Raw genomic sequence first — 13,853 nt, forward strand, 5'->3', positions numbered from 1 at the left:
CATGTTTACCGGTGATCTCTTGATCGGCGCCAAGGCCGTGCATGGCACGAATGGCGAGATCTACGGGCTGGATGCCGCCACGGGCGAGCGTCTGCCGACAAGCTTCGGCGGCGCGACCAAGGCCGACCTCGAAGCGGCTGCGGCGCTGGCCTGGCAGGCTTTTCCGCTCTACCGCGAAACGACGCTCGAGGCCCGGGCGGCTTTCCTCGAGACGATCGCCGAGGAGATCCTCGCGGTCGGCGACGCGCTGATCCAGCGCGCCATGGCCGAAAGCGGTCTGCCGCGCGGTCGTCTGGAGGGCGAGCGCGGTCGCACCGTCGGCCAGCTGCGCCTGTTTGCGGCAGAAGTTCGCGCCGGCCGTTTCCAGGATCTGCGCTTCGATGCGGCCGATCCCGAGCGCAAGCCGGCACCGAAGCCGGACCTGCGCCTGCGCAACATTGCGATCGGCCCGGTCGCCGTGTTCGGCGCATCCAACTTTCCGCTCGCCTTTTCCGTGGCAGGTGGCGATACGGCCTCGGCCCTGGCGGCCGGCTGCCCGGTCATCGTCAAGGCCCATTCCGCCCATCCCGGCACCTCGGCTCTGGTCGGCCGTGCCGTGCAGAAGGCGGTGGCGGCCAGCGGCATGCCGGAGGGGACGTTCTCCATGCTCTATGACAGCGGGCTCGAGATCGGCCAGGCGCTGGTGGCCGATCCGCGCATCCGCGCCGTCGGCTTCACCGGCTCTCGCGCCGGCGGGCTGGCGCTGATGGACATCGCCGCCCGACGCAAGCAGCCGATCCCGGTCTATGCGGAGATGAGCTCGATCAACCCCGTGCTGCTGTTCCCCCATGCGCTTGCCGCGCGGGGACAGGCGATCGGCAAGGCCTTCGCGGGCTCGCTGACGCTCGGTGCCGGCCAGTTCTGCACCAATCCGGGTCTGCTCCTTGCCGTCGACGGCCCCGGCCTGCAGTCCTTTCTCGATGCAGCGGGAGAGGCCCTCTCCGCGATCCCGGCCCAGACCATGCTGACGGCCGGCATCAGCAAGGCCTATGCGACGAACCGCGCCAAGCTGGCCGAACACGAGGCCGTGTCTCTGGTGGCCGAGGGGCTGGGGGGGAATGCCTCGCAGGGGCGCGCCGCCCTGTTCGTCACCAGCGCGGCGCAGTTCCTGGCCGATCACGCGCTGCAGGACGAGGTCTTCGGCGCCACCGGTCTCGTGGTGCGGTGCGCGGATCTGCGGGAACTCGAGCAGGTGCTCGACGCCCTGGAAGGGCAGCTGACGATCGCGCTGCATATCGACGAGGCCGACGAGGCGGACGCGCGTCGCCTGCTGCCGACGCTCGAACTGCTGGCCGGGCGTATCCTGGTCAATGGGTTCGGGACCGGTGTCGAGGTCTCTCCGGCCATGGTTCATGGCGGGCCGTACCCGGCCACCTCGGACGGACGCACCACCTCGGTCGGCACCCGCGCGATCGAGCGCTTCCTGCGGCCGGTCTCCTATCAGGACCTGCCGGAATCCCTGCGTCCCGCACCGATCAAGTAGCGGCGTCAGCGGGGCGGGGATGGATTTTTTCCGTGCCCGCCCCGCTCAATGATCCGGAAGCCTGGACGTTGATCCGGACGTCCCGATAGCCGCCGTCGGCAATCTGCGTGCAGAGCGCGCTCCATTCGCATCCGGCGCAGGCAGGCCGGATGTGGCCGGTCCGGAAGGCGCTTCGCAGCGCTTCGATCTGCGTGCCGGTGAGGCTGAGTGCCAGTCCGGGCCGGATCGTCTGGCCAAGCAGGGCGCCCGCGTCCGCCGCCGCCTGTGCATCCCGCGTCGAAACGCTTTCGGTGCGGCAGTGCGATCCGTCCGTGTCCGCCACCGGTCCGCAAATATCGTCCGGCCCTTCGACGATCAGCATGTCTTCGCCGGCCGAGAGCCGTGCGGCGATCCGGTCGTAATTGTCGACAAAGGCGGCGCTGTAGCCCTTGCCGACATAGGTCAGCATGCAGAGCAGGTGATGCGGACGCAGCCGGATCGTCATCGGTGCTTACGGAGAGGCCGGCAGCGGCAGCGGCTTGGCGTCGGAAACGAGGCAACTGCGGTCGAGTTCGGACAGGGACTTGACCCCGGTCAGCGTCATCGCCACCCGCATCTCCTTCTCGAAAAGGTCGAGCAGCGTGGTCACCCCCTCTTCCCCGGCGGTCGCCAGCGCATAGAGAAAGGCGCGGCCGATCAGAACCGCGTCGGCGCCGAGGGCGATCATCCGCACCACGTCGAGGCCCGAGCGGATGCCGGAATCGGCGAGGATCTTCAACTCGCCCTTCACCGCATCGACGATGGCCGGCAAGGCGCGCACGGAGGAGAGCACGCCGTCGAGCTGGCGACCGCCATGATTGGACACGACGATCCCGTCTGCGCCGAAGCGCACCGCATCGCGTGCGTCATCGGGATCGAGGATCCCCTTGATGACGATCGACCCCTTCCAGGTGTCGCGGATCCATTCCAGGTCCTTCCAGCCAATCGAGGCGTCGAAATTCTTGGCAAGCCAACCGATATAGTCGGCGAGCCCGGTCGGCTTGCCGAGATAGTGCGAGACATTGCCGAGATCGTGCGGCTTGCCGTGAATGCCGACATCCCAGGCCCAGCGCGGATGCATCATGGCCTGGAGAACGCGGCGCATGGGGCCATGGCGGCCCGACATGCCGGAATGGGCATCGCGGTAGCGCGCGCCCGGCGTCGGCATGTCGACCGTGAAGACCAGCGTGGTGATCCCGGCCGCAGCCGCCCGTTCCAGCGCCTGTTTCATGAAGCCGCGGTCGCGCAGCACATAGAGCTGGAACCAGATCGGCGTCGAGACCTTGGACTGCACCTCCTCGATCGGGCAGACGGAGACGGTGGAGAGCGTGAAGGGAATGCCCTTCTTGGTCGCCGCGCGCGCGGCCTGCACTTCGCCACGCCGCGCATACATGCCGGTCAGCCCCACCGGCGCCAGCGCAACCGGCATCGCCATGCGCCGGCCGAACAGCTCCGTTTCCAGGCTCAAGCCCTCGACATTCTTCAAGACCCGCTGCTTGAGCGCGACTTCCGCAAGATCGGCAACATTGCGGTTCAGCGTATATTCGGAATAGGCGCCGCCATCGGCATAATGAAACAGGAAGGGCGGCAGGCGACGACGCGCCGTCTCGCGGAAATCGGTGGGTGCGGAAATGATCATCGGTCTCCCCCTCTGCCTCCTGTCGCCAAAGCTCCCGCGGTGAAGAGCCTGAAGCCGGGCGACCGGAGGGTCCTAGCAGACCATTTTGCAAGCGTCGAGATCGGCCGGCCGCTCCGGCAAGATGCCTTTCTCCTTGCGTCGGGCGGCTTGCTGTGGTGCCTGTAGCCTTCTTGCGACTCTTCAGACAGGTGCCCCATGCCGTATTCCGATCCTCGTCTCGACAGGCTGAACACGCCTGCCGTCGTCGTCGATCTCGATATCGCCCGCCGCAATATCGAGCGTTTCCAAGCCTATGCCGATCAGCATGGTCTGAAGGTCCGCCCGCACATCAAGACCCACAAGCTGCCGGCGATTGCGGAGATGCAGCTTGCCGCCGGAGCCGTCGGCATCACCTGCCAGAAGGTGTCGGAGGCCGAGGCCATGGTGGCCGCCAGCCCGGCCATCCGCGATGTCCTGATCACCTACAACATTCTGGGGTCCGAGAAGCTCGACCATCTGGCGGCACTCGCCACCCGCGTCTCGCTCGCCGTCGTCGCCGACAGCGCCGATGTCGTGGACGGACTTTCGGCCCGGTTTGCCGGCGAGCCGGCCCCGCTCAAGGTGTTCGTCGAGTGCAACACCGGCGCCAATCGCTGCGGCGTGTCCACGCCGGAGGCCGCCGCCGAATTGGCCGCGCGCATCGCCGCCGCTCCCGGTCTGGCGCTGGGCGGCCTGATGACCTATCCGCCGGCACGCGGTGAGGCGCGTGTGCAGGCCTTCATGAGCGAGGCCAAGGCCCTGATCGAAAGCAAAGGCATCGCCGTCGAGGCCGTGACCTCAGGGGGGTCGCCCTCGATGATGACGGCGGCCGATGCCCCGGTCGCGACCGAATATCGCCCCGGCACCTATGTCTACAACGACCGCTCGCTGGTGGCCTTCGGCACCTGTTCGCTGGAGGACTGCGCGCTGACCGTCGTGGCGACCGTCGTTTCCGTTCCGGCCGAGAACCGGGCGATCATCGATGCTGGCTCGAAGGCGCTGACCTCCGATCTTCTCGGCCTCAGCGGCTACGGCCTCGTGCTCGGCCGCGAGGATATCGCCATCGACCAATTGTCGGAAGAGCATGGGCGGCTGGTCAGTGAAGGCCCGATCGGGCTCAAGGTCGGCGATCGTCTGCGGATCGTGCCCAACCATGCCTGCGTGGTCACCAACCTGGTCGACGCGGTGCATGTGATCGGCGAAGGGCGGTCGCAACCGGAGGCCTGGCCAGTGGTCGCGCGTGGACGCATCGTGTGAAGATCTTCACGAACTGAATCCGCCGACCGGACTTAAGCATATGACGTTCAAACCGGATCGGCCTTGAACTGCCGCATGAGAAGCTCTGGGAGGAGCGGGATGGAGAGACAGGTGCAACGTTTCGTTTCGGTCGGCGAATGCATGGTGGAGCTGACGGGAAGCGGGCCCGATCTTCTGCGGAAGGGCTATGCCGGCGACACGTTCAACGCCGCTTACTATGCGCGGCTCGCTCTGCCGGCCTCGTGGGCGGTCGATTATGTGACCGCGCTCGGCACCGACGCGGTCTCCGACGAGATGATCGCCTTCATGGAGGCGAGAGGCATCGGCACCGGGGCCATCCAGCGCCTGGCGCATCGGCTTCCCGGGCTCTACATGGTGCATGTGCATGAGGGGGAGCGCAGCTTCTCCTACTGGCGTTCGTCCTCGGCCGCGCGCCAGCTCGCGGCCGACGAGGCGGCGCTCTCGCGCGCCCTCGACGGTGCGGACATCCTCGTCGTCTCCGGGATCACGCTGGCGATCCTGGAAGGCGAGGGGCGCCAGCGACTGATCGCCGCCATGCGCCGTGCCCGGCAGGCCGGCGCCCGCGTCGTCTTCGACCCCAATATCCGTCCGAGGCTCTGGGAGGATGCCGAAACGATGCGCGCGACGCTCATGGAGGGCGCGTCCGCCGCCACGCTGCTGATGCCGAGCTTCGACGACGAGGCAACCCATTTCGGTGACGGCACGGTCGCCGCCACGATCGCGCGCTACCGCGCGGCAGGTGCGCAGGATGTCGTGGTGAAAGACGGAGCGTCCGGGGTCACGCTGGCCTTCGGCGGCGAGGCGATCCATGTCGCCTCCGAGCCGGTCGCGCGCGTCGTGGATACGACCAGCGCCGGAGACAGCTTCAACGGCTCGTTTCTCGCCCATCTCGCGACGCATGGGAATCCGCGCGCCGCGGCGCAGTTTGCGGCACACGTGGCGGCCCATGTCATCCAGCATCCGGGCGCCATCGTCGCGCATGATCTGCGGCCCTGAGGCCGCAGATCGTTCTTGTCTCAGGCGTCAGGCCTGGGGCAGGCGGTCGATCAGCTTGTCGAGCGTGATCGGATAGTCACGCACGCGAATGCCGGTCGCGTTGTAGATCGCGTTCGCCACCGCCGCACCGACACCGCAAATGCCAAGTTCGCCGACACCCTTGGCCTTCATCGGCGAGGAGATCGGGTCGTCGTCATCGAGGAACACCACCTCCTGATGCGGAATGTCCGCATGCACCGGCACTTCATAGCCGGCGAGGTCGTGATTGACGAAGAAGCCGCGGCGCTTGTCGATCGCCAGCTCTTCCATCAGTGCCGCGCCGGCGCCCATGGTCATGGCGCCGATCACCTGGCTGCGGGCCGATTTCGGGTTGAGGATGCGGCCGGCCGCGCAGACGGCCAGCATCCGACGCAGCCGCACCTCGCCGGTGAGCGAATCGACGCCGACTTCGACGAAGTGCGCGCCGAAGGTCGACTGCTGATACTTCTTGTCGAGGTCGCCATACTCCATCTTGTCCTCGACCGTCAGGCCATCGCCGGCCGCTTCGGCAAGCGGGACCGAACGATTGCCGGAGCGCACCTCGCCATTCTCGAAAGTGACGTCCTCCGAGTTGAAGCCGAGCTTTGCAGCAACCGCTTCGCGCAGCTTGACGCAGGCGGCATAGACGCCGGCGGTGGACGAGTTCGCCCCCCACTGGCCGCCGGACCCGGCGGAGACCGGGAAGGAGGAGTCCCCAAGCCGCACCTCGACCTTGTGCAGCGGCAGGCCCATCATCTCGGCCGCCGTCTGCGCGATGATCGTGTAGCTGCCGGTGCCGATGTCCGTCATGTCGGTCTCGACGGTGACGACGCCGCGATTGTCGAGTTTCACGCGGGCGCCCGAGGTCATGACCATGCTGTTGCGGAAGGCGGAGGCGACACCGTGGCCGATCAGCAGCGAGCCTTCGCGCGTTGCGCCGGGCTGGGCCTTGCGGGCATTCCAGCCGAAGCGCTCGGCGCCGATCTTCATGCACTCCACGAACTGGCGCTTCGAGAAGGGACGCTCCGGCTTCTCCGGATCGACCTGCGTGTCGTTGAGGATCCGGAATTCGACCGGGTCCATCTTCAGCCGCTCGGCCATCTCGTCGATGGCGATTTCGAGCGCCATCATGCCCGGGGCTTCGCCCGGCGCGCGCATGGCATTGCCTTCCGGCAGGTCGAGCACGGCAAGCCGCGTCTTCGTCATCCGGTCCTGGCCGGCATAGAGCAGGCGGGTCTGGTTGACCGCGGTTTCCGGCTGGCCGTCTTCCAGGTCGCCGGACCAACCCTCATGCGCGATCGCCAGGATCTTGCCGGCCTCGTCGGTGCCGATGCGGATGCGCTGGATGGTGGCAGGGCGGTGGGTGGTGTTGTTGGCCATCAACGGCCGCTGCAGCGTGACCTTGACCGGCCGCTTGGCTTCCCGCGCCCCGAGCGCTGCCAGAAGCGTATCGGCCCGCAGGAACAGCTTGCCGCCGAAACCGCCGCCGATGAAGGGCGACATCAGCCGCACCTTTTCCTTGTCGATGCCGAGCGTCTTTGCGAGATCGCCCTTGGTCCAGTTGATCATCTGGTTGGAGGTCCAGACATTCAGCTGGTCGCCGTTCCAGGCGGCGATCGAGGCATGCGGCTCCATCATCGCATGCGAATGATCGGGCGTCGTGTAGGTCTCGTCGAGCTGGACCGGTGCGGCAGCAAATCCGGCGGCGAAGTCGCCGGCAGCGGTGTCCGGGTCCTCGCTGTCGGGCTTGACGGCCTGGTCCTTGACCGCCTTCAGGTCGAAGGCTCCGTCTTCCGTTTCGTAATCGACCTTGACGAGGTTGGCAGCAGCGCGCGCCTGCTCGAAGCTTTCGGCGACGACCAGAGCGACGGCCTGGTGGTAGTGCTGGACATTCGGCCCGGCGAGAAGATGCGCCGTATTCATCTCGCCCTTGCCGAGCTTGCCGGCATTCTCGGCCGTGACGATGGCGACGACGCCGGGTGCGGCCTTGGCGGCGGCGAGATCCATACCGCGGATCTTGCCCTTGGCGATGGTGGCACCGACGACGTAGCCATAGGCCTGGTTGGGCACGACATCATGGCGCTCATAGGCATAGGGCGCGCGGCCGGACACCTTGAGCGGTCCGTCGATGCGATCCGTCGGCTTTCCGACGACCGTCAGACGGTCGATCGGGTTGGTGGTGGCGGGATTTTCGAACTTCATGGCTTAGCCTCGCGCTTCTTCGAGGACGGCACCGATGGTGCGCTCGACCAGAGTGATCTTGAATGCATTGTCTTCTTGAGGACGGGCCTCGGCGAGCAGCTTGCCGCGCACCGCAGCGGCGCCGTTCGGCAATTCGGCATCGGCGGCTTCGACACGCCACGGCTTGTGGGCAACGCCCCCAACGGCAATCGCGCCGGTCCTGTCGTCCTTGATGATCGCGGCGACCGAGATCAGCGCGAAGGCATAGGAGGCGCGGTCGCGGACCTTGCGGTAGATCTGCTTGCCGCCGACCGGCTTCGGCAGGGTGACGGCGGTGATGAACTCGCCTTCCTCCAGCGCGGTCTCGATATGCGGCGTGTCGCCGGGCAGGCGGTGGAAGTCGGCGATCGGGATGGCGCGGGTCGAACCATCTGCCTTCACCGTTTCCACCGTGGCATCGAGCGCGCGCATGGCGATCGCCATATCGCTCGGATGGGTGGCGATGCAGGCATCGCTCACGCCGACAATGCCGAGCTGGCGGGCAAAGCCGCCAATGGCGGAACAGCCACTGCCGGGCTGGCGCTTGTTGCAGGGCTGGGCCGTGTCGTAGAAATAGGGACAGCGGGTGCGCTGGAGCAGGTTGCCGGCGGTGGTCGCCTTGTTGCGCAGCTGCCCGGATGCGCCGGCGAGCAGGGCGCGCGACAGAACGCCGTAACTGCGGCGAACGCGCATGTCGGCAGCCAGATCGGTGTTGCGCACCAGCGCGCCGATGCGCAGGCCACCCTCCGGCGTGTCTTCGATCGTATCAAGCCCGAGCCGGTTGACGTCGATCAGATGCGTCGGCGTCTCGATCTCGAGCTTCATCAGATCGAGCAGGTTGGTGCCGCCGGCGATGAAGCGGGCGCCGGGCGTGCGGGCAACGAGGGCCGCGGCTTCGGCGGGCGAGGTCGCGCGCTCATAGGTGAAGGCTCTCATGCTTTCCTCCCGGCGACTTCGGTCATCGCCTCGACAATGTTGGAGTAGGCCCCGCACCGACAGATATTGCCGCTCATGCGTTCGCGCAGTTCCATCTCACTCAGTTCCGGCGCAACGGTGATGTCGCCGCTGACATGGCTCGGGATCCCGGCCTTGATCTCCTCAAGCACCGAGACGGCGGAACAGATCTGACCCGGCGTGCAATAGCCGCACTGGTAGCCGTCATGCTTGATGAAGGCGGCCTGCATCGGATGCAGATTGTCCGGCTGGCCGAGGCCTTCGATGGTGGTGATGTCGTCGCCGTCATGCATGAGCGCGAGCGACAGGCAGGAATTGATCCGCCGGCCTTCGACCATCACGGTGCAGGCGCCGCACTGCCCGTGGTCGCAACCCTTCTTGGTGCCGGTGAGGTGAAGATGCTCGCGAAGCGCATCGAGAAGCGTGGTGCGGGTGTCGATGTCGAGCGTTTTCTGCTCGCCGTTGACGGTGAAGGAGACTTGAGACAAGACCGGGGCGCCTTCCTTTGATCCGGGTGGAGCCGCAGCGGACGCGGCCGTGCCGGCCGCCGAGGCAGTGCTGGCCGCGACGGATGCCGCGGCTGTCGTGATAAGAAGATCGCGTCGCGTCAGTTCCATCAATGTGGGAGGGGGCATGTCTCTCTCCATTCTCGATCGCGGGGTTTGTCCGGAAGCGAACGAAGTAGAGCGACTGAGCGGAGCGGCCAGAGGCTACACGATTTCGTGTGGAAATGCCGGCCTTCCTGCCAGTGCCGATCGCACGATCCACCCTTCCTGCAGGCCTAAATTGCCGGAAAGTTGCGGATCGGACGAATTCGCCCTGCGCCTCCAAAGAAACGCAAGGCTGGCAGCGATCAGGCGAAAGGTTCGGTCGGGCTGTTCGAAGGCAGGGTAAACCAGTGGGCGCCGTCCTCGGCCATGGTGATGTGGTCTTCCAGCCGGATGCCGAAGCGGCCGGGATAGACCAGCATCGGCTCGTTGGAAAAACAGTGCCCCGGAGCGAGCGGGGTCCGGTTGCCGCGCACGATATAGGGCGCCTCGTGGATTTCCAGGCCCAGGCCGTGGCCGGCCCGGTGCGGCAGGCCCGGCAGGCGGTAATCCGGGCCAAGCCCGTTTCGTACCAGAACGGCGCGGGCTGCGTCATCGAGGGCGTGGCAGGGGCTTCCGAGCTGCGCTGCTTCGAAGACCGCCTGCTGGGCGGCCCGCTCGACAGCCCAGGCCGCCGCATAGGCGGCATCCGGCTCGTCCAGCATGTAGCTGCGTGTCAGATCCGAATGATAGCCGTCGATCCGCGTGCCGGTGTCGACGAGGATCGCGTCGCCCTTGGCCAGCACCTGGTCGCCGTCCGCCCCGTGCGGCAGCGCCGTGGCCGCGCCGAAGGAGACGATGCAGAAGGTGGATCCCCGCCCGGCGAGGCGCCGGTGTTCGGCATCGATGAAGCGCACGACCTCGGAGGCGCGGATGCCCGGCGCCAGCATCGCATGGGCGCGGCGATGAACCTCGAGCGTCAGGCCCATGGCATAGCGGATGATGGCGATCTCCGCCTGCGATTTCACGGCGCGCAGCGGGCCGATCAGCGGTCCGCCATCGACGAGCCGCTCCGGGCCGAGGGCGGCCGCAAGCGCATGGTAGAGGAAGAGCGGCAGGGCTTCGTCCAGCGCCAGTTTCCCCGCTCCACCGAGCAGGGTCGCAACGAGGGCGGCAGGGCTTTCCTCCTCCTGCCAGATCGCGATTGCGCCCGGCAGATGCGGCAGCGTATCGACGCGGCTCTCCTCGAAGGCGGGCACGACATAGGTGAGCGCATCCGCCGTCACCAGCGCGCCCAGCAGTCGCTCGCTGCCATGCCAGACGAGGCCGGTGAAGTAGCGCAGGCTTTCGCTGGAGCCGAGAAGCAGGCCGCTCACCCCCACCGCTTCCATCGCCGCGCGCAGCCGAGAGAGGCGTTCCTCCCGTTCAGCATCGGTGATGAAGGGCGGCGGGGTCATCTCGGTCATCGTCATGTCCTGCAGGAAAAAGTCGCTCAGCTCTAACGGCCCGCTTTCTGCTTGTCGACGCCGGACTGCGCGCTTGTGGCGGGGAGGGCGCAGCGCATTGGTAATGTTGACTTCGGCTGACATAGGCAAGTCTTGCGGGGTTGACGGTGGCGCGGCGGTCGGCGATCCATGGGCATGCCGGACCCGGAGCGCGAGGGGCCGCGCCGCTCCTCCCTCCGCGCTCTATCGAGCCTCACGCGTCATGATCGAGCATACGCCGCTGGTGATCGCCATTGCGGTCATGTCCGCCTTTCTGGTCGGGTTGTCGAAGGGTGGACTGCCTTCGGTCGGCGCCATCGCCGTGCCGTTTCTGGCGCTGGTCATCTCGCCGGTCACGGCCGCGGCCCTGCTGCTGCCGATCTTCGTGGCGAGCGACATGGTGGGCCTCTATCTCTACCGCCGCCAGTTCTCCGCCCGGAACCTCGCGATCCTCATTCCGGCCGCGCTGGTCGGCGTCGGCATCGGCTGGGCGTTCAGCGCCCATGTCTCGCCGCTCTTCGTCGGTTTCCTCGTCGGCCTGACCGGTCTTGCCTTTTGCCTGAACGCCTGGTTCGGCGCCCGCTTCCGTGGCAGCGCCCCGAAGGGCGCCGACGTGCCCTCCGGCCTGTTCTGGGGGGCGCTGACCGGTTTCACCAGCTTCGTTTCGCATTCGGGCGCGCCGCCTTACCAGATGTATGTCCTGCCGCAGCGGCTGGAGAAGATGGTGTTCGCCGGCACCTCCACCATTCTGTTCGCCATCGTCAATGCCGCGAAGATCCTGCCCTACTGGGCCCTGTCCCAGTTCGACCATTTCGACACGTCGCTGCTCTATATCCTGGCGCCGGCCGCAATCCTCGGCACCGTCGTCGGCAAGCGCCTGACGGTCATGATCCCGGAAGTGCTGTTCTACCGTCTGATCCAGGCGACCCTGTTCCTGCTCTCGATCAAGCTCATCGCGGACTATCTTCTGGTTCTTTGACCGCGACGATCACGCGTCCGTTATCGCGTGAGCGCGAATTGGGAACGGGCCTGCCTTGCCGTGCTGCACTGCAGCACCCTATTCTAGGCCTGTCGAAACAGTCAGGGCGCAGCAATGGAAGACTTGGTTCAGAGCATGATGCAGAGCTTCGGTGCCTTCGGCATCGCGCTTCTGATGTTTCTCGAACATATCTTCCCGCCGATCCCCTCCGAGCTGATCATGCCGCTGGCCGGCTATCGGGCCTCGCAGGGGGACATGTCGATCGTCACCGTCATCATCGCCGGGTCGATCGGCTCGCTGCTCGGCGTCATGCCCTGGTATTATGCCGGGCGTTTCCTCGGCGAGGCGCGGTTGAAGCAGTTCGCCCGCAAACATGGCCGCTGGCTGACGCTCTCCGAAGACGACGTGCATACGGCCAACCAGAAGTTTCGCCGTCACGGCCCGCTCGCCATCCTCGTCGGCCGGCTGATTCCAACCGTGCGCACCCTGATTTCCGTGCCGGCCGGCGTGGCACAGATGTCGCTTGCGACCTTCACACTGTTTTCCGCCATCGGCACGGTGATCTGGACGGCGGGGCTGGCGCTGGCCGGCTATGTGCTGGGCCAGGCGTACGACGTCGTGTCGAGCTATGTCGATCCGGTTTCGACCGCGATCGCCATCGGCCTCGTGCTGTTCTACGGCTACCGGGTCGCGACCTACAAGGACGCCAGGGCGAACTACTAGACGACGGCGTCTGCGGCGCGACTGTCAGCCGCTCCTCACCAACGAGCTCTGGACAGGGCGGATAGGCGCGGTATGGTTCGCGCCATCACCGACCGAATGTTTGAGAAAGGCGCCGCGTGGCACCCTCCGATATTGCCGATCTGATCGCGCGTGTCGCCTTGCGCGACCGGGCGGCGCTTTCGGCGCTGTACCGTCAGGTCGGACCGAAACTTTTTGCAATCTGCCTGCGTATCTTGAGGGACAGGACGGACGCCGAGGATGCCCTGCAGGAGATTTTCGTCAAGATCTGGCGCCGGGCGGATGCGTTCGCGCTGAGTGGCGGGAGCCCGCTCGGATGGCTTTCGGCGATTGCGCGCAACCACGCGATCGACCTCGCCCGTGCCCGCCGGCCCTTCGGAGAGCCGATCGGCGTCGAGGGGCTCGAGGTCGCCGATTCGGCGCCGGATCCGGAGGCAGCCGCGATCGTGCGCGGCGAAGGGCGGCGGATCGACACGTGCATGGCGGAGCTGCCGCCGGAGCGGGCGGACGCCGTGCGCAGTGCCTATGTAGAGGGCCTGAGCTATCAGGACCTCGCGGAACGCCATGGTGTTCCGCTCAATACGATGAGAACCTGGCTGCGCCGCAGCCTTTTGAAGCTGAAAGAGTGCCTGGACCGATGACCATGCCGGACGAAAGCGGGGAGGATCGCGCCCGCGACGAGCTTCTTGCCGCCGAATATGTTCTCGGCGTGTCGTCGCTCGTCGAGCGCAAACGGGCTGAACTGCGCATCCGCCGCGATGCCGGCTTCGCCACGCTCGTCACCCGCTGGGAGGAAAGGCTGCTGACCCTCGACGACACGGGCGAAGAACCGGTGTCGCCGGAGCTCTACGAGCGGATCGAACGGCAGCTGTTCGGCACCTCGGGTGCCGGCGAGGGCGGCCGGCGCGCAGCCGGCGCCTGGTCCTCCGTTTCGCTGTGGCGCGGCCTGGCGGCTGCCTGCTTCCTCGGCCTCGTCATCTCGCTCGGCATGCAGCTGCGCGGGCTGGTGCCCACCGAGCCACAGGCGCCGCTGGTGGCCGCCATGTCGGGTGCCGATCCCAACCTGTCGCTGCTTGCCCGCTACCAGCCGGAGAACGGTCGCTTCACCGTGACCCCCGTAGCCGCCAAGGCCGAACCCACCCATTCGCTGGAGCTTTGGGTCATTCCGGGTGCCGATGCGGCGCCGATCGCGATCGGTGTTCTGCCGCAGAGCGGCGAGGGCAGCTTCGAGGTGCCGGACGCGCTGCGCGCGAAGCTGAGCGATGGGGTCACCTTCGCCATCACGCTCGAGCCCTTCGGCGGCTCTCCGACTGGCCGTCCGTCCGGGGCTCCCCTGGTCGCCGGCCGCGCCATGCATCCTTGATTGGAAAAATTAACCCGTCTTTCGAATGGGTTAAGATTTTTCTTCGTTGATTGGCCGCTTCCCTGAAACTCTTCCCGAAGACCTCTCGTCTCTTGC

Annotated in this window: 13 protein-coding genes; 7 read left to right on the plus strand and 6 right to left on the minus strand. The window is 66.7% G+C overall.

The window, feature by feature from the left end:
* The first annotated feature begins 1 nt into the window (after position 1).
* Positions 2-1,522 carry an aldehyde dehydrogenase (NADP(+)) gene (locus U8330_RS06465; RefSeq protein WP_323104330.1) on the plus strand — a complete coding sequence of 507 codons (1,521 nt, stop codon included), beginning with the start codon at positions 2-4 and terminating at the stop codon, positions 1,520-1,522.
* On the opposite strand, the gene U8330_RS06470 is transcribed toward U8330_RS06465, so the two are convergent.
* Both U8330_RS06470 and lldD read right to left on the minus strand, forming a co-directional pair.
* Entirely contained in the window at positions 1,515-2,006 is a 492-nt protein-coding gene (locus U8330_RS06470) for a DUF1284 domain-containing protein (RefSeq protein WP_323104331.1), read from the minus strand. The genes U8330_RS06465 and U8330_RS06470 overlap by 8 nt on opposite strands.
* A gap of 6 nt (positions 2,007-2,012) precedes the next feature.
* On the minus strand, positions 2,013-3,179 hold the full coding sequence (lldD, locus tag U8330_RS06475) for an FMN-dependent L-lactate dehydrogenase LldD (protein WP_323104332.1): 1,167 nt from the start codon (positions 3,177-3,179) through the stop codon (positions 2,013-2,015).
* Positions 3,180-3,374: 195 nt separating this feature from the next.
* Between lldD and U8330_RS06480 the strand changes: the two genes are divergently transcribed.
* Complete coding sequence (locus U8330_RS06480) at positions 3,375-4,454, plus strand: D-TA family PLP-dependent enzyme (protein ID WP_323104334.1); 1,080 nt, start codon at positions 3,375-3,377, stop codon at positions 4,452-4,454.
* Positions 4,455-4,565: 111 nt separating this feature from the next.
* Positions 4,566-5,471, plus strand: coding sequence for a sugar kinase (locus tag U8330_RS06485; RefSeq protein WP_416236827.1), 906 nt, complete (start codon positions 4,566-4,568; stop codon positions 5,469-5,471).
* Between the two features lie 27 nt (positions 5,472-5,498).
* On the opposite strand, the gene paoC is transcribed toward U8330_RS06485, so the two are convergent.
* From paoC to U8330_RS06505, 4 genes are all read right to left on the minus strand, one after another.
* Positions 5,499-7,691 carry an aldehyde oxidoreductase molybdenum-binding subunit PaoC gene (paoC, locus tag U8330_RS06490; RefSeq protein WP_323104336.1) on the minus strand — a complete coding sequence of 731 codons (2,193 nt, stop codon included), beginning with the start codon at positions 7,689-7,691 and terminating at the stop codon, positions 5,499-5,501.
* 3 nt (positions 7,692-7,694) lie between these two features.
* On the minus strand, positions 7,695-8,645 hold the full coding sequence (locus tag U8330_RS06495; protein WP_323104337.1) for a xanthine dehydrogenase family protein subunit M: 951 nt from the start codon (positions 8,643-8,645) through the stop codon (positions 7,695-7,697).
* Complete coding sequence (paoA, locus tag U8330_RS06500; protein ID WP_323104338.1) at positions 8,642-9,310, minus strand: aldehyde dehydrogenase iron-sulfur subunit PaoA; 669 nt, start codon at positions 9,308-9,310, stop codon at positions 8,642-8,644. Before paoA ends, U8330_RS06495 begins: the two co-directional genes overlap by 4 nt.
* 206 nt (positions 9,311-9,516) lie before the next feature.
* Positions 9,517-10,656 (minus strand): Xaa-Pro peptidase family protein, encoded by a 1,140-nt coding sequence (locus U8330_RS06505; RefSeq protein WP_323104339.1) that lies wholly within the window; start codon positions 10,654-10,656, stop codon positions 9,517-9,519.
* Between the two features lie 241 nt (positions 10,657-10,897).
* Between U8330_RS06505 and U8330_RS06510 the strand changes: the two genes are divergently transcribed.
* From U8330_RS06510 to U8330_RS06525, 4 genes are all read left to right on the plus strand, one after another.
* Positions 10,898-11,653, plus strand: a complete 756-nt coding sequence (locus U8330_RS06510) for a sulfite exporter TauE/SafE family protein (RefSeq protein WP_323104340.1) — start codon at positions 10,898-10,900, stop codon at positions 11,651-11,653.
* Between the two features lie 114 nt (positions 11,654-11,767).
* Positions 11,768-12,376 (plus strand): DedA family protein, encoded by a 609-nt coding sequence (locus U8330_RS06515; protein WP_323104341.1) that lies wholly within the window; start codon positions 11,768-11,770, stop codon positions 12,374-12,376.
* A 116-nt stretch (positions 12,377-12,492) separates the two neighbouring features.
* Positions 12,493-13,035 carry a sigma-70 family RNA polymerase sigma factor gene (locus tag U8330_RS06520; protein ID WP_323104342.1) on the plus strand — a complete coding sequence of 181 codons (543 nt, stop codon included), beginning with the start codon at positions 12,493-12,495 and terminating at the stop codon, positions 13,033-13,035.
* Positions 13,032-13,757: an anti-sigma factor domain-containing protein gene (locus tag U8330_RS06525; protein WP_323104343.1), complete on the plus strand. Its 726-nt coding sequence runs from the start codon at positions 13,032-13,034 to the stop codon at positions 13,755-13,757. The genes U8330_RS06520 and U8330_RS06525 overlap by 4 nt, the downstream gene beginning before the upstream one ends.
* The last annotated feature ends 96 nt before the right edge of the window (positions 13,758-13,853 follow it).

This window comes from Rhizobium sp. CC-YZS058 (assembly GCF_034720595.1).
Taxonomy (GTDB): domain Bacteria; phylum Pseudomonadota; class Alphaproteobacteria; order Rhizobiales; family Rhizobiaceae; genus Ferranicluibacter.